Source organism: Sorangium sp. So ce296, from assembly GCF_051529605.1.
In the GTDB taxonomy this organism is placed as follows: Bacteria; Myxococcota_A; Polyangia; order Polyangiales; family Polyangiaceae; genus Sorangium; species Sorangium cellulosum_D.
Genome location: NZ_CP150325.1, coordinates 585,518 through 605,535 on the forward strand (window position 1 = coordinate 585,518; position 20,018 = coordinate 605,535).

13 protein-coding genes are annotated in these 20,018 nt (G+C 71.4%); 6 read left to right on the top strand and 7 right to left on the bottom strand.

All coding sequences use genetic code 11. The features are described 5' to 3' along the window. Window positions 1-4 precede the first annotated feature (4 nt). A complete protein-coding gene (locus WME98_RS02310; RefSeq protein WP_437949760.1) occupies window positions 5-751 on the bottom strand; it encodes a c-type cytochrome in 747 nt (248 codons plus the stop codon). Next, complete coding sequence (locus WME98_RS02315; protein WP_437949761.1) at window positions 748-1,983, bottom strand: YncE family protein; 1,236 nt, start codon at window positions 1,981-1,983, stop codon at window positions 748-750. The genes WME98_RS02310 and WME98_RS02315 overlap by 4 nt, the downstream gene beginning before the upstream one ends. Before the next feature lie 269 nt (window positions 1,984-2,252). Between WME98_RS02315 and WME98_RS02320 the strand changes: the two genes are divergently transcribed. Continuing rightward, on the top strand, window positions 2,253-3,863 hold the full coding sequence (locus WME98_RS02320; RefSeq protein ID WP_437949762.1) for a metallophosphoesterase: 1,611 nt from the start codon (window positions 2,253-2,255) through the stop codon (window positions 3,861-3,863). A 30-nt stretch (window positions 3,864-3,893) separates the two neighbouring features. Here the strand turns inward: WME98_RS02320 and WME98_RS02325 are convergent, their stop codons facing one another. Both WME98_RS02325 and WME98_RS02330 read right to left on the bottom strand, forming a co-directional pair. Continuing rightward, window positions 3,894-4,631, bottom strand: coding sequence for a 4'-phosphopantetheinyl transferase family protein (locus WME98_RS02325; RefSeq protein ID WP_437949763.1), 738 nt, complete (start codon window positions 4,629-4,631; stop codon window positions 3,894-3,896). Continuing rightward, window positions 4,632-5,477 (bottom strand): metallophosphoesterase family protein, encoded by an 846-nt coding sequence (locus WME98_RS02330; protein ID WP_437949764.1) that lies wholly within the window; start codon window positions 5,475-5,477, stop codon window positions 4,632-4,634. Window positions 5,478-5,731: 254 nt separating this feature from the next. On the opposite strand from WME98_RS02330, the gene gltB reads away from it, so the two are divergent. From gltB to WME98_RS02350, 4 genes are all read left to right on the top strand, one after another. Next, entirely contained in the window at window positions 5,732-10,339 is a 4,608-nt protein-coding gene (gene gltB / locus WME98_RS02335; RefSeq protein ID WP_437949765.1) for a glutamate synthase large subunit, read from the top strand. Next, complete coding sequence (locus WME98_RS02340; protein WP_437949766.1) at window positions 10,332-11,771, top strand: glutamate synthase subunit beta; 1,440 nt, start codon at window positions 10,332-10,334, stop codon at window positions 11,769-11,771. Before gltB ends, WME98_RS02340 begins: the two co-directional genes overlap by 8 nt. Before the next feature lie 8 nt (window positions 11,772-11,779). Further along, a complete protein-coding gene (locus tag WME98_RS02345; RefSeq protein WP_437949767.1) occupies window positions 11,780-12,781 on the top strand; it encodes an MDR/zinc-dependent alcohol dehydrogenase-like family protein in 1,002 nt (333 codons plus the stop codon). 594 nt (window positions 12,782-13,375) lie between these two features. Then, window positions 13,376-13,792 (top strand): hypothetical protein, encoded by a 417-nt coding sequence (locus tag WME98_RS02350; RefSeq protein ID WP_437949768.1) that lies wholly within the window; start codon window positions 13,376-13,378, stop codon window positions 13,790-13,792. Window positions 13,793-13,837: 45 nt separating this feature from the next. Here the strand turns inward: WME98_RS02350 and WME98_RS02355 are convergent, their stop codons facing one another. Beyond that, window positions 13,838-15,154, bottom strand: a complete 1,317-nt coding sequence (locus tag WME98_RS02355; protein ID WP_061623305.1) for a GRAS family protein — start codon at window positions 15,152-15,154, stop codon at window positions 13,838-13,840. 1,002 nt (window positions 15,155-16,156) lie between these two features. Further along, a complete protein-coding gene (locus WME98_RS02360; protein ID WP_020738063.1) occupies window positions 16,157-17,551 on the bottom strand; it encodes a sigma 54-interacting transcriptional regulator in 1,395 nt (464 codons plus the stop codon). Between WME98_RS02360 and WME98_RS02365 the strand changes: the two genes are divergently transcribed. After that, window positions 17,543-18,406, top strand: coding sequence for a hypothetical protein (locus tag WME98_RS02365; protein WP_437949769.1), 864 nt, complete (start codon window positions 17,543-17,545; stop codon window positions 18,404-18,406). The two genes, WME98_RS02360 and WME98_RS02365, sit on opposite strands and share 9 nt — an antisense overlap. A 128-nt stretch (window positions 18,407-18,534) precedes the next feature. On the opposite strand, the gene WME98_RS02370 is transcribed toward WME98_RS02365, so the two are convergent. Then, on the bottom strand, window positions 18,535-19,989 hold the full coding sequence (locus WME98_RS02370) for a T9SS C-terminal target domain-containing protein (protein ID WP_437949770.1): 1,455 nt from the start codon (window positions 19,987-19,989) through the stop codon (window positions 18,535-18,537). Between the last annotated feature and the right edge of the window lie 29 nt (window positions 19,990-20,018).

The window sequence follows — 20,018 nt, forward strand, 5'->3', positions numbered from 1 at the left end:
GGTGTCAGGGCAGCTCGTAGAACGAGAGGAGATCGCCGAACTGCTCGTCGGAGAGGACCTCGAGGGAGAAGGGCGGCATCTGCCCGCCGTAGCCGATGAAGCCGCCGTGGCGGACCTTCTCGACGAAGACCAGCCGCCGCTCTCGCTCGGTGTACTCGCCGAGCGGGTGCTCCTCGAGCGTCTGATCGGGCAGCGCCGGCGCCCGCTCGACGAGCCGCCCCTCCCCGGAACGAGCGCGCCCGTGGCACGAGGCGCAGGCGCGATCGTGGATGAGCGCGCCCTTCCCCGGATCGCCGGGCGGCGGCTCCCTCAGCCCGTAGACCGGCGTGAACGGGACGGCCTCGGCCGCGTCGCCGTCGCTGGGCAGCGATTCCAGGTAGGCGTACATGGCCTGGGCGGCGGGGTCGTCCGCGGCCCAGGGCAGGTCCTTGGTCATGAAGTAATAGAGGCAATGGTTGATCGCGCCGAGGAGATCGACCTCCTGACCACCCCAGTAATGCGGGCGATCCACGGCGCCGGCGAGCGGGGCGCCGGGGAGCATGGCGTCCCCCGCCTCCCCGGCGATCGCTTCATGGCACGTCGAGCATGAATAACGATTGAAGCGCGTCTCCGCGATCGAGGGGTCCCGGAAGAGCGCCGCGCCGTGGTCCACGGCCGTCGCGTCGACGATCTTCGTCTCCGGATCGCCCGTGCAGCCAGAGGCGAGCGCCGCGCAGGCGAGCGCGGCGAGAGCGAGGGAGCGCGGCCTCACGGCGCCTCCGCGGCGACGCGCGCGAACGCGTCGGGAAAGAGGCCCACCTCGGCTTCGCTGCGCGTCTCCAGCGTCTCGGGATCGAGCCGGAGCACCTTGCCGGGGGTCTCGGTCTGATCGCCCTCGCAGACGAGGAAGAGGCCGTCTCCCCCGTCGTAATCCACGACGTGCGGCTTCTCGCAAACCCCGGAGAGATCGCGGTAGGCGACCTCGGCGTTGCCGTTCGCCACATCGATGAGCGCGATCGCGTCGGGCGCCTGGGTCGGCACGTAGAGGCGGCTCCCGTCGGGGGTCCACGCGACGAAGTACGGCGCGCCCTGCAGCGTCAAGATGGACTGGGGCTCCCAGAACGACTCCGACGCGACGTCGAAGAAGCGCACATCCCGGCTGCGGGTGTTGCTCACCGCGATGGTCTTCTGATCCGGGGACATGACCGCGGCATACGGGCCGTAGGACGGGACCCACACGGCCGGGCTCGGCCCCACGGGCACGCGCTTCACCTCGGCGCCGGGGTCGGTCAGGTCGACGACCGCGAGGGCGTCCTCCCCCTCGCAGGCGACGTAGGCGCGGGCGCCGTCCGGACGCGAGAGGGCGATCCCGTGCGCGGCGATGCAGGTCGGGATGAGCACCGGCTGGGCCGAGCCCGAGCGCGAGATCTCGTCGGGATCGATCACGGCCAGGGACGAGCGCGCCGCCTCGATGTCCTGGGGGTTGTCGATCGCGCGCTTGAGATCGTAATGAGAGGCGACCACGCGGCCGCCATCCTCGGAGATCACGATGTCGCCCGGGTTGGGCTCGATGCGCACCTGCCCGAGGACGCGCATGTCGTCGAGCGCGAGCTTCTGGACATAGCCGGCCATCGCGCTCGATCCGTGGCTCGCGTGGGGGCCGATCGTGCCGGCGAGGACAGGGTACGACAGCGCGACATAGACCGCGTTTCCCGGAGCGTCCACCGCGACATGGTGAGGCCCGTCGACCGTCACCGGATCGCGGCCCACCGGGTAAACGCCGAACCGCTCCCCCGTCGCGAGCGAGATCAGCGAGAGCGTGTCGGAGCGGCTATCGCTCACCACGCCCATACCCCCCTCCGGAATCGTGATCTTCGGGCGCCGATCCGGATAGGCGTCCCCCTCGTAAGCACCGTAATGCGTCTCGATGATGGGATCGGGCTCACCGCAGCCCGCCAGCGCCACCGCCGCGAGCGCGAAGCCCACAAATCGCGAAAGGACCATGTGATGACCTCGAGAGGAGCGCCCGGAGCCCGGACGCGCCGCATCCTAGCAGCCGCCGGCGCGCTGGCCGCGGCTTCGCCCTACCATGGTTCAGCCCGCCCGTGCGCATCAACGTGACGCCGCGCGGCGCCAGCCGTGTCACGTGGGTTGGTTAACCCGCATTCCGGAAAGTCTCTTTTCATTGCCTGATGGCGACCGACATCACGAGCGCTACCGCTCGAATGAACATTTCTTGATCAGGCGCTGCTGTCTTGTCATGTAAGGAAGCGATGAGCCAGACACGAGCAGGGAGCACGGTAACGGCGGAGCTCGTCCGATCGCTCGACGCGCGCGCGCGCCGAGCTGGCCCAGCGGCGGTCCTGTCCCTCGCGCTCGTGGCGGCCTGCGCGGCGGAGGAGCCCGTCGGTCCCGCGTCCACGCCCGCGCCGACGCCGCTGCCGGCGCTCGCCGACGCGCCGCCGCTGACGACCGAGCGCACCTTCGTGCCGCGCGCCGCGGTGGTCGATCCGCCGGACAGGAACCCCGCGGTGCCGGCGGAGATCGAGCAGATGCTCGCGGAGGGCTACGGCGAGCTCGAGATCGGGCCGGGGCTGCCGCTCGCGCCGGCGACGCTCGACGGCGCGCCCCCGCCGCCGCGCAGCCCGCAGCCGAGGCTGCTCACGCGGTTCGTGCACCTCGCCGACACCCAGCTCGCCGACGACGAGTCGCCCGCGCGGCTCGCGATCTTCGACTCGCCCGCGATCGGCTCGGCCTTCCGCCCGCAGGAAGGGCACGAGTGCCGGATCCTGAACGCCGCCGTCCGCACGATCAACGCGTTCCACCGGAGCACGCCGCTCGACTTCGTGCTGCTCGGCGGCGACAACGCCGACAGCGCGCAGACCAACGAGATCGCGTGGTTCACGGCCATCCTCGACGGCGCCGAGCGCGTCGAGTGCGACTCGGGCGACGACGACGATCCCGTCCAGGGGCCGGACAACGATCCCAAGGATCCGTTCGTCGCCGAGGGGCTGCTCGTGCCGTGGCGCTGGGTGACCGGCAACCACGACGTCCTGCACCAGGGGAACTTCCCGGTGGACACCCGCGCCGCGATCGCGACGGGGAACATCGCGGACGGCGGGACGCGCAACTGGGCGCTCCCCGGCGGTCCGGTGGTCACCGGCGAGGTCGTCCCCGATCCGCGGAGGGCGCTCCTGAGCCGCCCCGCGCTGCTCGATCAGCTGGCGGCGGCGGGCGACGGACACGGGATCGGGCCCGACGCGCAGGCGTACGGGAAGGCGTTCTACGAGTTCGACGTGAAGGACACGCCCGTGCGCGTCGTCGTGCTCGACACCGCCGCCGAGACCGGCGGCCCGGGCGGCGTGATCCTCCAGGACGACGTCGACCGGTTCATCCGCCCGGCCCTCGACCGCGCGCGGCGCGATCGCAGGTGGGTCGTCCTCGCGTCCCACCACGCGTCGCGCCTGCTCGGGGACGGCTCCTTCGCCGCGACGGGCACCCCCGCCGTGCCCGGCGCGCTCACCGTCGAGGCCTGGCAGTCGCTCGTCGGCGGCTACGACAACGTGCTCCTCCACCTCGCGGGCCACACGCACGTGCACCGGGTGACCCCGGTGACGCCGAGCGGCGGGCACGCGTACTGGGAGCTCGAGACCTCCGCGCTCGCCGACTACCCCCACCAGGTCCGCGTCATCGAGATCTGGGACGAGGACAACGGCTCCGTCGCCATCCGCGGGGTCGCCCTCGACTACGCCGTCGACGGCGACCCGGTCGCCGCCGAGGGGCGCCGCCGCGCCGTCGTGGACGTCACCTCCGGCTTCGGCAGCGACGGCAGCGGCGAGCCGTCGTGGCGCAACGTCGAGCTCTCGATCGCGCGGCCGGACTGACGGCGCCGCGCGGGCGGCCTCGGCCGCCGCTCATCCGTCGCGGAGCGGCACCGTCTCCCGGAGCTCGATCGACAGCGGCGGCGCGCCCCCCGTGCGGATGGCGGCGGCCATCGTGTGCCGCGCCGAGGGCTGGTAGAGCGCGAACTGCCAGGCCGAGCGATCGTCGCCGAGCCGCGGATCGAACGAGATGCCGATCGACGGCCCGTCGTCCAGGTGGAACGAGAACTGGTCGAGCGGGATCGCGAGCCCCATCCCGCGCGCCTTGATGTACGACTCCTTGAGCGTCCAGTACTCGAAGAAGCGCGCGCGCTGCCTCTCGGGCGGCAGCGCGCGCAGCGCGCGCACCTCGGCGGGCGAGAAGAAGCGGTCGGCGATGTCCACCGCGCTGCTCGAGCGCTCGGTGTCCTCGACGTCGACCCCCACGTCGCGATCCAGCGCGACCAGGCAGGCGATGAGCCCCCGTGTGTTCGACAGGTTGAACCGCAGCGGCGGCACCCCCGCCGGCCCCGCGATCTGCGGCCGTCCAAATTCGTTCCGGACGAACGTCCACGCCTCGGGCGCGACGTCCGCGTACTTCGAGAGGGTCGTGCGCACGAGCGCGCGCGTGAGCAGGTACTCGTGCCGGTTCTCGGCGAACACGAAGCGCGCCTGCTGCGCCGCCTCGTCCGGCGCCATCAGCCGGTGGTACGCCGCGAGCAGCGCCTCGTCGCGGACCGGCTCGGAGAAGACGTACCAGAGGTGCGCGGCGCCGGGATCGATCTCGAGCATCTACGTCGTCCCCGGCAGCGGCGCCGCGGCCGCGGGCCCCGGCAGGATCTCCCGAAGGCAGCTGTCGGCGGTGAGGCCGATGGGCCGCTGGCGCGGGTAGCCGAACGAAACCTCCTCGAAACGAACACCATCGATCCAGTCGGTGCGGGGGATGTGGAGGTGGCCTGAGACGACCACCCGCGCGCGGAAGCGCGTGTGCCAGTCGTGCGTGCGCCGCGTCCCGCACCAGATCGAGAAGCGCGGGATGTGCCGCAGGCGCACGAGCTCTTCCCGCAGCGGGAAGTGGTTGATGAGCACCGTGGGGTGCCCCTCGATCGCGGCGAGTCGGGCCTCGGTCTCGGCGAGGCGGGCCCGGCACCACTCAGGCCGGCTCGCGTACGGGGCCGGGTCGAGCAGCTCCTCGTCGCTGCAGAGGACGCCGCTCTCCATCGCCCACGCCACCGCGTCGAGCTCGGCCACGCCGGCCGGCCGGAAGCTGTAGTCGTAGAGCAGGAACATCGGCGCCAGCACGTGGGGCCCGCCCTCACCCTCCCAAAGCACGTACGGGTCCTCGGGCGTAATCACCCCGCGGCTCCGGCATAGCTCGACCAGCCGATCGTAGCGGGCCGGGCCGCGCGGCCCGCCCCGCTCACTCGGCATCGTATAGAGCTCGTGGTTGCCCGGCGCCCACACGAGCTGCTTGAACCGGGGGCCCAGCGTGTCGAGCACGTAGAGCAGGTGCTGCTCCGTCTCCCCGAGGTCGCCGGCGAGGATCAGCCAGTCGTTCGGGCGCGGCGTCACGCGCTCGAGGGCCCAGCGGTTCTCCGCATAGCCGACGTGGAGATCACTGAGTGCGAAGAGCTTCATGCTAATGACACATCACCGGCGGCCGGGCCAGCAGGCCGGCCATGTCCACCTTCACCACGGGCGGCGACGGGCGTCCACTGCCGCGCGCCCGCGCGCCGCGGCCCATCCGGCCCGGGGAGCGGCCCATCCGGCCCGGGGAGCGGGGGGCCGTTCCCCCCGGGTTTTGCGCCCGGTTCCGGGTGAGCTGGCGCGCCGCATTAACTAGGGCTCCAATCCTTGTGCAACATGTGCTACGCGCGTGTGAAGTCAGCACCATGCCTCTGCCCCAACGACAAGGTCTTTACGATCCGGCTTTCGAACACGACGCATGCGGTCTCGGATTCGTCGCCACGCTCCGCCGTGAAGCGACGCACGAGGTCGTTTGCCAAGCGCTCGAGATCCTCGAAAATCTAACCCATCGCGGCGCCGCGGGCTGCGACCCCTGCACCGGCGACGGCGCGGGCATCCTCCTCCAGATCCCGCACGAGCTGTACGCCGCCTCCCTAGCTTCCCTGGGCATCGCGCTGCCTCCTCCCGGCGACTACGCGGTCGCGACGGCGTTCTTCTCGCAGAGCCCGTCCCGGCGCCGCCAGTGCGAGGCGATCCTCGAGGCGGCGGTCGTGCACCACGGCCAGCGCGTCCTCGGCTGGCGCGACGTCCCCATCGACGACGGGGCGATCGGCCCGGTCGCGCGCGACTCGCGCCCGGCGATCCGCCAGCTGTTCATCGGCAGGGTCGCGCCCCGCCAGTCCTTCGAGCAGGTCCTCTATGCGATCCGCAAGCGCGCCGGCCGCACCGCCCACTCGGACGACTTCTACCTCGCCTCCTGCTCGTCGCGGACGGTCGTCTACAAGGGCCTGATGCTCGCGGAGCAGGTCGCGGCGTTCTACCCCGATCTGTCCGACAAGCGCACCGTGTCGCGGCTCGCGATGGTGCACTCGCGCTTCTCGACGAACACCTTCCCCACGTGGGAGCGCGCGCACCCGTACCGGGTCATCGCGCACAACGGCGAGATCAACACACTCCGCGGCAACACCGCGTGGATGTCGGCGCGCGAGGCGCTGCTCAAGAGCGATGTGTTCGCGAACGCGATCGAGGACTTCAAGCCGATCATCCGCCCGGGCGGGTCCGACTCGGCCGCGCTCGACAACGTTGTCGACTTCCTGCTCGCGAGCGGCCGGTCGCTGCCGCACGTGATGATGATGCTCGTGCCCGAGGCCTGGGCGCTCGACCCGGACATGTCGGCCGAGAAGAAGGCGTTCTACGAGTACCACGGCTGCCTCATCGAGCCCTGGGACGGCCCGGCGGCGCTGTGCTTCACGGACGGACGGCTGATCGGCGCGACGCTCGACCGCAACGGGCTGCGCCCGGCGAAGTACGTCGTGACGAGCGACGGCCTCGTCGTGCTCGCGAGCGAGTTCGGCGTGCTCGACATCGAGCCGGCGCGCGTGATCCAGAAGGGGCGCCTCCAGCCGGGCAAGATGTTCCTCGTCGACACGACCGAGGGCCGCGTCGTCAGCGACGACGAGATCAAGCGCCGCGTCGCGACCCAGAAGCCGTACGCGGCGTGGGTCGCCGAGAACAAGATCGACCTGCGCGCCCTCGAGGACGTGCCGAGCCTCTACACCATCCCGCACTCGGATCTCCGGACCCTGCAGCAGGCGTTCGGCTACACCGACGAGGACCAGCGGATGATCCTCGCCTCGATGGCGACGCTCGGCGAGGAGCCGGTGGGCTCGATGGGCATCGACATCCCGCTCGCCGTCCTCTCCGAGAAGCCCCAGCTGCTCTTCCGCTACTTCAAGCAGCTGTTCGCCCAGGTCACGAACCCGCCGGTCGACCCGCTCCGCGAGGAGATCGTGATGTCGCTCGTGAGCTGCGTCGGCGGCGAGGGCAACCTCCTCGAGGAGACGCCCCGCCAGTGTCGGATGCTCGAGCTGCCGCACCCGATCCTCACGCAGGACGACCTGTCGAAGCTGCGCAAGAACGTCTTCCCCGACTTCCGCGCGGCCACGCTGCCCATGTACTTCTCGGTCGACGGCGACCCGGAGGACAACCTGCGCAGCGCGCTCGCGAAGCTCTGCAAGGACGCGAGCCGCGCGATCGCCGACGGCGCGAGCATCCTCATCCTCAGCGACCGCGGCATCGACGAGACGCTCGCCCCCATCCCGAGCCTGCTCGCCATGGGCGCCGTGCACCACCACCTCATCAACGAGGGGACGCGCACGCGCGCCGGCATCATCGTGGAGACCGGCGAGGCGCGCGAGGTCGGCCACATGGCGCTGCTCATCGGCTACGGCGCCGGCGCGGTGAACCCGTACCTCGCGTTCGAGTCGATCGCGGCGATGTGCCGCGACAAGACCCTCGGCCCCGACCTGTCGCCGTCCGCGGCGAGCTCGCGGTACGTGAAGGCCCTCAAGAAGGGCATCCTGAAGATCATGTCGAAGATGGGGATCAGCGCGCTGTCCAGCTACCAGGGCGCGCAGATCTTCGAGGCGATCGGCATCGACCAGATCGTCATCGACGCGTACTTCACCGGCACGGCGTCGCGCGTCCGCGGCGTCGGGCTGCGCGAGATCGCGGAGGAGGCGCTGGCGCGCCACCAGGCGGCGTACGGCGAGCGGGCGCGCGCGCACCTCGACGTCGGCGGCCACCACCACTTCCGCGTGTTCGGCGAGCGGCACCTCTGGACGCCGCAGTCGATCTCGTCGCTCCAGCGGGCGGTCCGCCTCGACGACGCGAAGAGCTACGCCGAGTACGCGGCGATCATCAACGAGCAGCAGGAGCACCCGATGTCGCTCCGCGGGCTGTGGGACCTGAGGCCCGCGGGCCCGCCGGTGCCGATCGAGGAGGTCGAGCCCGCCGCCTCGCTCGTCAAGCGCTTCGCCACGGGCGCCATGTCCTTCGGGAGCATCTCGAAGGAGGCGCACGAGACCCTCGCCGTCGCGATGAACCGCATCGGCGCGCGGTCGAACACCGGCGAGGGCGGCGAGGACCCGGCGCGCTTCATCCGGCTGGCGAACGGCGACTCGAAGCGGAGCTCGGTGAAGCAGGTCGCGTCGGGGCGGTTCGGCGTCACGGCCGAGTACCTCGTCAACGCCGACGAGCTGCAGATCAAGATGGCGCAGGGGGCCAAGCCCGGCGAGGGCGGCCAGCTCCCGGGCCACAAGGTCGACGCGGTGATCGCGAAGGTGCGCCACTCGACCCCCGGCGTGACGCTGATCTCGCCGCCGCCGCACCACGACATCTACTCGATCGAGGATCTCGCGCAGCTCATCTTCGACCTGAAGAACATCAACTCGAAGGCGCGCATCAGCGTGAAGCTCGTCGCCGAGGCGGGCGTCGGCACCATCGCCGCGGGCGTGGTGAAGGCGCACGCCGACGTGGTGCTGATCAGCGGCGACTCGGGCGGCACCGGCGCCTCCCCGCTCACGTCGATCCACCACGCGGGCGTGCCGTGGGAGCTCGGGCTCGCCGAGGCGCACCAGGTGCTCGTGATGAACGGGCTCCGCGGCCGCGCCATCGTGCAGACCGACGGCAAGCTGATGACCGGCCGGGACGTGGCGTTCGCCGCCTTGCTCGGCGCCGAGGAGTTCGGCTTCTCCACGGCGCCGCTCGTCGCGACGGGCTGCATCATGATGCGCAAGTGCCACCTCAACACCTGCCCGGTGGGCATCGCCACGCAGGACCCGGAGCTCCGGAAGAAGTTCACCGGCGCGCCGGAGCACGTCATCAACTTCTTCTTCTACGTGGCGGAGGAGCTCCGGCAGATCATGGCGAGCCTGGGCTTCCGCACCCTGACCGAGATGGTCGGGCGCTCGGACTGCATCGTGCAGCGGCGCACCGGGCTCCACGCGAAGGCGAGGAAGATCGACTGCTCCGAGGTGCTCTACCGCCCGAAGGAGGCCCTCACGAGCCCGAACCACTGCGTCGAGCCGCAGGACCACAAGCTCGACCGGGTGCTCGACCTCAAGCTCATCGAGCAGGCGCGCGCCGCGATCGACGGCGGGCCGCCCGTCGTCATCGAGACGCGCGTGCGGAACTCGGACCGGACGATCGGCGCCATGCTGAGCGGCGAGATCGCGCGCCGCCACGGCAGCGCCGGGCTGCCCGAGGACAGCATCGTCGTGAAGTGCGCCGGCAGCGCCGGCCAGAGCTTCGGCGCCTTCGCCTCGCAGGGCATGACGCTCGAGCTCGAGGGCGACGCGAACGACTACGTCGGCAAGGGCCTGTCGGGCGGCGTCGTGGCGGTGCGCCCGCCGAGCGTGGCGCCGTTCAAGCCGGACGATCAGGTCATCGTCGGCAACGTCGTGCTCTACGGCGCCACGAGCGGCCGCGCGTTCTTCAACGGCCGCGCCGGCGAGCGCTTCGCGGTCAGGAACAGCGGGGCCACCACCGTCGTCGAGGGCGTGGGCGACCACGGCTGCGAGTACATGACGGGCGGCACCGTGATCATCCTCGGCACGACCGGCCGCAACTTCGGCGCCGGCATGAGCGGCGGGCTCGCCTACGTGTTCGACGAGGACGCGCTCTTCGAGGCGCGCTGCAACAAGGAGATGGTGCAGCTCGAGACGATGACCGCGGCCGACGCCGAGTCGGTGCGGGCGCTGCTCGAGGAGCACGTGCGGCGCACGGGCAGCCGGAAGGCGACCGAGCTGCTCGACTCCTGGCAGGCGGTCCTGCCGAAGTTCGTCAAGGTCGTCCCGAGCGAGTACCGGCGGGCCCTCGAGGCCGCGGCGTCGCCCGCGACGAACGGGGCCGACGCGTCGAGCGGGATCGTGTCCCTCCTTTCACCCTCCACCCCCTACGTTTCCACTGGACGTTACATCCCCGCCAACGCGGGTCCCGCGAGCACGGGAGAGAGGTCGGCCGCCCATGGGTAAGGTACGAGGCTTCCTCGAGATCCAGCGGGTCGACATCAAGAAGCGGCCCGTCTCCGAGCGATTGAACGACTGGCAGGAGTTCGAGCTCCCGATCCCCGACGCCGAGCTGCGCGATCAGGCGGCGCGGTGCATGGACTGCGGCATCCCGTTCTGCCACGACGGGTGTCCGCTCGGGAACCTGATCCCCGACTGGAACGATCACATGTTCCGCGAGCGCCTCCCCGAGGCGATCGCGGCGCTCGACGCGACGAACAACTTCCCCGAGTTCACCGGGCGCGTGTGCCCGGCGCCCTGCGAGGCGGCGTGCGTGCTGAACATCGAGGGCAAGCCGGTCACGATCAAGAACGTCGAGCGCGGCGTCGCCGACCGCGCCTTCGAGCGGGGTCTGGTCGCGCCGGTCATCGCGAAGCAGCGCTCGGGCAGGAAGGTCGCGGTGATCGGGTCGGGCCCGGCCGGCCTCGCGGCCGCGCAGCAGCTCGCGCGCAAGGGGCATGACGTGACGGTCTTCGAGCGCGACGATCGCATCGGCGGCCTGCTCCGTTACGGCATCCCCGACTTCAAGATGGAGAAGCACCTCATCGACCGCCGCATGGAGCAGATGCAGGCCGAGGGGGTGACCTTCCGCACGGGCGTCCACTGCGGCGTCGACGTCACCGGCGACGCGCTGCGCGAGCAGTACGACGCCATCGTGCTCTGCGGCGGGGCGCGCCGGCCGCGCGACCTGCCGGTCCCGGGCCGGGAGCTCAAGGGCATCCACTTCGCCATGGATTTCCTGACGCAGCAGAACAAGCGGGTCGCCGGCGACGTGGTCCCCGACAGCGAGGCGATCCTCGCGACGGGCAAGCGCGTGGTCGTCATCGGCGGCGGCGATACCGGCTCGGACTGCCTCGGCACGAGCCACCGCCACCGCGCGGCGCACGTGACGCAGCTCGAGCTCCTCCCCCGCCCGCCCGAGCAGCGCTCGCTCACGAACCCGTGGCCCGCGTGGCCGCTCATCCTCCGCACGTCGTCCTCGCACGAGGAGGGCGGCGAGCGCGACTGGTCGGTGTCGACCACCGGGTTCGCGGGGGACGAGCACGGGAACGTCCGCGCCCTCAAGGCGACGCGGGTGAGCCTGGAAGGCGGGAAGTTCGTGCCCATCCCGGGGAGCGAGTTCGAGATCCCGTGCGAGCTCGTCCTGCTCGCGATGGGCTTCGTCGGCTCCGAGCGCGAGGGGTTGCTCGAGCAGCTCGGCGTCGCGATGGACCAGCGCGGCAACGTGAAGGCCCCGGGCGGGCGCACGAGCGTGGAGGGCGTCTTCGCCGCCGGCGACATGTCGCGCGGCCAGAGCCTCGTCGTGTGGGCGATCGCGGAGGGGCGCAAGGCCGCCGAGGCGGTCGACGCGTACCTGATGCAGCCGGCGAAGCGCCGGCTGGCGCTCGCGGCGGGCTAGGCTCGTCCGTGCGAGCGCTGGTCTGGGACGGCACGGCGGCGCGCGTCACCGACCGCGCCCCGCCCTCGATCGCGGCCGGCATGGCCGTGGTCGAGGTGCGGTGCGCGGGGATCTGCAACACGGATCTCGAAATCACCAAAGGTTACATGGACTTCCGCGGCACGCTCGGCCACGAGTTCGTCGGGGAGGTCGCGGAGGGGCCCGCCGAATGGCGCGGCCGTCGCGTGGTCGGGGAGATCAACTTCGCGTGCGGCCGCTGTGACGCGTGCGCGCGCGGGCTGGGGCGGCACTGCCCGGCGCGCACGGTGATGGGCATCGCCGGCGCCGACGGCGCGCTGGCGGAGCGCGTCGCGGTGCCGGTGGCGAACCTCCACGCCGTGGACGACCGGGTGGACGACGAGGAGGCGGTGTTCACCGAGCCGCTCGCGGCGGCGTTCGAGATCCTGGAACAGGTGCGCGTGGCGCCGGGCACCTCGGCGCTCGTGTTCGGCGACGGGAAGCTCGGCCTGCTCATCGCCCAGGTGCTGCACCAGGCCGGCGCCCGCGTCCTCGCGGTCGGCAAGCACGAGGAGAAGCTCGCCCTGCTGCGCGCGCGGGGCATCGCGACCGAGCTCGTGCGCCCGGCCGCGCTGGCCTCCGCCGACGCCGGCGGAGGCGCCGCGCCTCCTCAGGGCGCCTGGGCCGGCGAGCCGGCCGAGCTCGTGGTCGAGGCCACGGGCACCGCCGAGGGGTTCATGAGGGCGGTCCGCGCGACCCGGCCGCGCGGGACGCTCGTGCTGAAGAGCACCGTCGCCGGGCTCTCCAGCGTCCACCTGGCGGAGCTCGTCATCCACGAGATCACCGTGGTCGGGTCGCGCTGCGGGCTGTTCGAGCCCGCGCTGCGCGCCCTGGCGGCCCGGACCGTCGACGTGCGCTCGCTCGTGTCGGCTCGCCTCCCGCTGGAGCGCGCCGAGGAGGCGCTGCGGGCCGCGGCCGCGCCAGGCGCCCTCAAGGTGCTCGTGACCCGTTGAGCTCGGTCCCGAGCCCGACAGCACACACATCACGCGACATTTACACACCTTGCAGGGCCTCCTTCGGCCCACCTCGACCTGGTAGGACGCCCACCTTCACCCGGTACGACGTCCGCCTGCATCCCCTGCCCGTGAAGCCGCGGTCCGTCCGCCCAGGGGCCGCCCGCGCCGGTGGTGCTCGTCTGCGACCGCAGGTGACTCGGGATCCGCTCGATCGGCGTCAATGCCTCCAGCGCGGGCCCGACCGCGCCGTGCGCCGCGCGCGTCCAGGCGGGCGCTGCTTCGATTCGACGGCATCCCAACGCCCGAGGTGCGCGGCTGCGGCCACCGATCGCTGTGCAGCGACGCGCCCCGGCACACCCAGGATCAGGCTCGGAGATCCTCGATATTTCGAAACGAAATTCTCAGAGCATCCGTAAAGAGGAGATCGCGAACGCGAGCGCGAGCGAGCGCCCCTCGCGTGAACGGCGCCAGCTCGGCGCTGTCGGCCGGGCTGCGGATGCTCCCCCGAGCACGACGCGTGAGAAATCCCCCCGGCTGACTGGAATAGATCCTCGTAGGAGTCGCAGGTTGCGGCAGGGATCAGGAGCATCGATGAGCGCCAAGGACAGCCCACACCATCACGACCGCCCGACGGACGATTCGGACGAGGCCCGTCAAGCCAGGGAGAGCTGGGAGCAGCAGCAACTGCGGGAGCTCGGCCTCGACGGCATCGAGGAGGATGCGTCGGCGTTCTGCCCTCATTGCCGTCGCGAGATGCTGGAGCGCCTCGCGCGCGCCCAGGAGCGCGGCTCCGTGCTGTTCGATATGGTCCGACGTCATGGGCTGAGCCCCCTGCCCCCTCGCGGCGTACGGCCCAGGACCTGGCGCTGCCTCGGCTTCTTCTCGGAGCTCGCGAGCGAGCTCCGGGCCCTCGCGCCGCGCGGCCGCCGCGCGCTGTGGCTCGTCCTCGCGACCCTCGCGATCGGCGCGCTGGCGGTCTGGGCGGCGCTCGCCAGCCTGAGGCGTTGACGCGACGGGCCGCCCGCGTCGCGGGCGTCCCTGGCAAGGCAACGGTCAGCCGGTCCGGCGGAACAGCCCGGAGATGAACCGCGACGGCGGCGGCACCTGCCGCGGCCGCCACGCCGACGCGGCCACGATCGACACCCCGTTGCGCATGAGCAGGAGCGCCGGCTCGTCCGCCCGCACGTCGAACCCCGTGTTCAGGCGGAGGCCTCCGCGGACCATCGACTCGTGCGGCGAGACGCGCAGCGGCTCGAAGCCGTTCATGCGGAGTCGGCGCTGCCAGGCGCCGCGGCGCTCGTGCCGCTCGACCCGCGCGGCCCCCTCCCCCACCACCACGTTCATCACCTCCTGCCCGAAGAAGACCTGTTCGATCGTCTCGCGCGCGGCGATGTGCGGCGGGAGCAGCGCCTCGAGCGCCTGGAAGACCGCATAATAATGGCCGATCGCCTCGGACAGGCGCGGGAGGAACGGGAGCGCGTTGTGCTCCACGTCCGGCTCGACGAGCGTCAGCACGCGCGGCGACAGCGCGCGGATCCTCGTGAGAATGGTGTCGCGGTTCGCGGTGGCGTGCACCGAGGCGTCGGGTACGTGGTGCAATGCGAACGCCGCATTGACGGCGATGGGCGCCGTCGAGCGGGACGCAATACGGCTCCAGTCGACGCGCTCCACGGAGGACGCGACCCCGTGGAACTCGAAGGGCACCTTCAGCCGCTCCGCCCATCCCCCGATGAACGCGCCCGCCCACCGCAGCCGCTGCTCGGGGTCCGGGCCCCGACAAGGCAGGTCGATGCCGGTCAGCCGGACGCGCGGCGGGCCGCCGGGCCGCGTCGCGAGCCGGTGTAGCAGGAACGGCCACTGCGTACCGCCCCCGACGCCGATGTCGATGACGTGGATCTCCTCCTCGTGCTGGAACGCCTCGACGATCGCCGCGTTCGCGCTGAGGTATCCGAAACGGATGAGCGGCGTCGCGTGCACGAGCAGCTGAAACGCCGCGAGCATGTCCCGCGGCCCGGCGCTGCGCAGGTAGAGGTTGCCGTCGCCGGAGCGATCTCCGTCCAGGCGGGCGAGCAACGCCCGGCCGAACACGCCTGAAATGCGCTCCGAGGCGTCACCGGTATCGGGCTCCGCCCGCAGGATGCCCTCCACGAGGGCCCGCGCGCGCTCGAGGTCCCCTGCGTCGATCGCCTCGCCCGCCGAGAGGAGGCGGCTCAGGAACGGGCGGCGGCGCGAGTGGGTCTGCCGGGTGCCCGAGCTCGGCTGCTGTCCGAGCCCCGGGCCGGACGCGGCCGAGCTGGTGGGCCCCTCGACGTGCGCTCGTAGGCTGACAGACGCCTCTTCGGCCGATGCGTGTCTACGGATCGCGTTCATGGTGTCCTGGGCTGTTCAACCAGGCAGCCCGCCGTCCTGGCTGGGCTCTCCACGATGGGACGATTTCAAGCGCGAACGCATGACGTCGACTACCTCGCAGGAGCCGGGGGGTTCAATGTTTGCTGATGTCGCTGCGGGAGGGCCCGACGGCGAGCCGGGGACAGGCGCTCGGCAGCCGCGCGCCCGCGGCGACGCCGCGAAGCGCAGCGCCCGCCCATGACGCGACGGGACCTGAGCTCGCACGAGGGCCCGACAGACAACTCTCTGTACATCGATGAAGCCGCTCGTCCGGTCAAGTGCAAGATCATGATTGTGCATCGCGCCCCCTCCCCCGCGCGCCTCGGGACGTCCGAACCCACCTTCCGGCGGCAGACGTAGGCTTTCGTAGGCAGCGTACGAGGCGACCGCCGCCGCCCCGCAGGGGGAGTCCCCACCCGCCGCAGGCCGCGAGCGGACCGCGAGCCGCGCAGCGCCGTCGGCGCAGGCTGCGCGGCGCGCGCGCCGCGGCGTCGCCGCCGGGCGCGGGGCTAGGCGCACCTCACCGCTGCTCTCTTTAGAGCGCATCGCGCCCTCCGACCTGGCGCGCCGCGCGCGCCGGACTCGTTGACTTGACCGTGGTCGTGACAGCACCTCGCTGGGAGACGGGGCTTACACACTACATTACAACCTGCATAACCAGGTCTGTAAAGTCCCTATACATGGGTCTTCGGTCGATCGAGCCCGCGCTCCGTCGCCGGATGGAGGCAACCCTGCGACGACCGTGCTCCCCGACCGGCCGGGCCTGCTTCCGGTGCAGAGCGGCGCTTCGGCCCGCAATCGCCCTGAAGGCCAGAGCGCTTGGTGGAGGCAATGTATGGAACGACCGCCCTATCGGCCTCAGCCGCCTACGCCCGGAGCGACGCCGGCAGCGACGCGGGAGCGCGGCGGGCAAGCGCTCCCCCGCGATGGAATGCCGCCATTGACGTACTCCTGTACTTGTGCATACAGCGCCCGGCGAGCGGATCAGTCGTTATCGGACAGCTCGCTCCCCTCGGCGAAGTGGGAGCGATCCACGCCATTCTTCTCGAGCCACCGTCGAATTCGATTCCTGTGCACGCCGAGCCTGTTGGCGGCGCGAGACACATTGCCTCGCTCGAGGCGAAGCGCCTCGGCGATCTCATCTTCGGGCGGCGCCTGGCTCGGGCGCGAGGGGCCCGGCCGGACGTCGCCCCCTGTCTGACGGGCGTGCGAATCGGTCGCCTCCGGGCCCAGGCCGACGCCCGCGAGCGGATCGAGATCCTTGGCCTCGACCGTGCGCCGCCCCTCGTCGAGCGCGCGCGTCACGGCGCGCCGCGCCTCCCCGACGAACTCGCGCAGGTTCCCTGGCCAGCGGCGCATCGCGCACGCGATGATCATCGAATGGTGAATCGCCGGCGGCGCCTTGCCATAAGCCGCGCCGACCGCCTTCATGCATTGCGTGAGCAGCCAGGGAATCTCCTCGAGGCGCTCCCGCAGCGGCGGGAGCCGGACCTCGGGCCGACCGATGCGGTAGTAGAGATCGTCCCGGAAGCGGCCCTGGGCGACCCGCGCGCGCAGGTCGTGCGTCGCGGCGCAGATGCGGATCTGCACCGGCCGAGGCGCGACCGCGCCGAGCTCGAGCACCTGCCGGGTGTCGATCGTCCGGAGCAGCTTCGCCTGCACCGCCGCGTCGAGCTCGGCGACCTCATCGAGGAAGAGCGTGCCCCCGTGAGCGGCCTGCACGTAGCCCTCGGTGTCGTGCGTCGCGCCGGAGTAGGCGCCGCGCCGGGCGCCGAAGAGGAGCCGCTCGGCCAGGCCCTCCGGGATGGCCGCGCAGTTGACGGCCACGAACGGGCCGCGCGCCTGCGGCCCCGCCTCGTGGTAGGCGCGCGCCGCGAGCTCCTTGCCGGTGCCGCTCTCGCCCGTCACGAGCAGGCTGTCGCCCGCGGCCGCGGCGCGGATGATGGTGTCGTAGACCAGCTGCAGCCTGGGCCCGAGGACGCTCTCCTTCTCGATGCGCACCGCGCCGCGCGCGAAGCTCCGGATGTCCGCGAGCGCGAGGAACACCGACGTCCCCGCGCCGACGACCTGGATCGCGTCCCTCCGCACCTCGCCGCGGATGGGCTCGCCGTTCACCGACGTCCCGTTGGTGCTGCCGAGGTCCTCCACGGTCCACGCGGCCCCGTCGTACGCGATGCGCGCGTGTCGCCGCGACATGAGCGAGTCGTCCACGAGGGGCACGCCGGCCACGCCCCCGCGACCCAGCACCACGGCGCCGCGGTCGAGCGGGATCGGCGCGCATCGCGGCTGATCCCCCGAGAAAATCAGGACGATGCCGGGAACAGGCTCGGCGACCGAGGGCTCAGGCGGGACCGAGACGCGGACGGTGGAGTGGTCCATCAGGATCTATCTTACCTGTTCAAGAACCTGGCCGGCCAGTGGCCGGCCATCCCATCGATCGCCTTCGAGCTAGCTGGGCAGAACTCCTGGGAAATCAACGTCGTCCCGTTCGCCAGGCTCGGCACGAGTTGTGCTTGTCTGGTCGGTATGGTGGCCTCTGCAAGAGCTCGCATCCATCGGGACCGGGGGACCGCCCTCGAGGTGAACATGGGTTCCGGCCGCACCATCGACGAAGCGGGCCGCCGCTCACCCCGGCGTCTGCACACCGCCCGCACCCTGCCGAGCTTCCCGACCCATCCCGGCCTCCAGAGCATCAGCGGCCTCCGCGGCGCGCTCGAGTTCCTGGAGTGGCCGGCCTCCGAGTGGACGCTCAAGGACCTCCAGGACTGGTTCGTGGACCACCTCGTGGCCCCGGGCCTGATGAAGCGCCCCCAGATCGTGCGCGAGCCCGGCGCGACGCCCGTCATGCTCGACCCGCGCGCCGACGGCGGCAGCAACCTGGAGGAGCTGATCCACAAGGCCCGCGGGCGCGTCATCACGGCGCTGCGGGGCCTCATCGCGCCCGTCACCGACGATCGGTTCCTCAACGCGGCGATCTACGGGGGCAGGGTCCGCCGGGCCGCGGTGGGCGGCCGTCCCGTCTGGGTCGCCTCGCCGCGCGAGATCGACTTCCTCGGCGACATTGTGCTCAGTTTGCTCGCTGCCGACATCCTGCTCGATCGCGAGTTCTATCGCGCACACCTCTGCATCTGCGAGGTGTGCGGGAGGGTGTCATTCAAGGACAACCCGGACGCGCGAGGCGTATGCAGCGAGCACCGGAGCCATGTGTCCGGGTTCACGCCGCGCGTGCGCTGAGCGCCTGCGGCGGAGCCGCGACGCTGGAGACGATAAAGGCCGGCGGAGGAGCCGGCCTTCGTCATTTCTCTCGCCACGGAACCGATCCGCCCCTCACGCGACGAAGGGCCGGCGCGGACGGCGCGGCGTCAGTTCGCGTCGAACGAGACCCAGGCGCCCGTCGCCCAGGTGTCATCCACCTTCGAGGCGCCGATGTATTTCGCCTCGGCGTCGAAGAAGCCGTCGTTGGGCGGCGTGGCCGCGTTCTTGACGAGCGTGGCCTTCGGCCGGAAGTCGGGCTTCGCGGCGAAGCAGCCCGCGATCCCCGGATCCTCGACGCTGTTGGACGCCTCGCCCTCGAACCACGCGATCTCGTCGAACCCCGCGTCGTCGTCGTCGTCCAGCTTCGACGCGGTGGTCGCGTTCACGTCGGTCTCCTCGTAGGCGATGTTCGCCGTGACGTTGCCGAAGAAGATCGAGCTCGCGAGCTCGACGTCGGTGTGCGCGTCGCGGATGTCCACCCCCGCCTCGAAGCCGGTCACGATGGTGTTGAAGATATGGGCCTTCGTCGAGCGGCGGAGCAGCATGCCGTACTGCTGCTTGTCGACATCCTTGTTCTTGCCGCACAGGGTCGCGTTGTAGATCGTCGGCTCGCTGACCGGCGCGTTGAGCGACGAGTCGGCGTCGTTGTCGCCCTCGAAGCCGTTCGTGTCGTCGGCCACCGAGGGGTCCTGCTGGACGACGATGAACTGGAGCTTGCCGACGTAGCCGAGGTCCCAGTCGATGCCGTCATCGCCGTTCTGCGCGCAGATGAGGTGCTTCGCGTTGACGGTGCCGCCGAAGAACTCGAAGCAGTCGTCGAGCGTGTGGTGCACCATCACGTGATCGATCTTCGTCTTGGAGCCCACGCCTGCGAGGGTGAGGCCGTTCACCTCGTTGTCCTGAGAGAGCAGGATCCCGCTGAACTCGATGCGCACGTACTCGAGGACGCCGCTGTTGTCCTCCGGCTTGTTGCCGCCGTACTCGGTGCCTTGGCCGGTGATACCCTCGACCGTGGCCTTGCCGCCTTTGACGTTGACCGGCGCCTCGCCGAGCAGGATGACGCCGCCCCAGTCGCCCGCGGCGCGGTCCCCCTTCTCGCCCTGGCTCGTGAACACGATGGGCTTGTCGGCGGTGCCCTTGGCGTTGATCTTCGCGCCGGGCTTCACGACGAGCGTCGCGAGGCTGACCTTCTCGCCCATGATCGTCGTCCCGGGCTCGATGGTCAGGGTAGCGCCCCGCTCGACGAAGACGATGCCCTTCATCAGGTAGCACTTGTCGGCGGTCCACGTCACGTCGGCGCGGATCGCCGCGGAGACCTCCACCGGGGCGGAGCAATCGGCGGTGGTGCCGCCGCCGCCGTCGCCGCCGGAGCCGCCGGCACCGCCGTCGCCGCCGGAGCCGCCAGCACCGCCGTCGCCGCCGGAGCCGCCAGCACCGCCGGAGCCGCTCGTGGTCGAGGTGCCGGTCGCGGCCGGAGAAACCGAGTCGTCGTCGCCGCAAGCGGCGAGCGCCGCGACGGAGAGCGCCGAGACGCAAGCCAAGGCAATTCCGAATGTACGCATGTTATTTACCTCCTGGCGGGCCACCATGA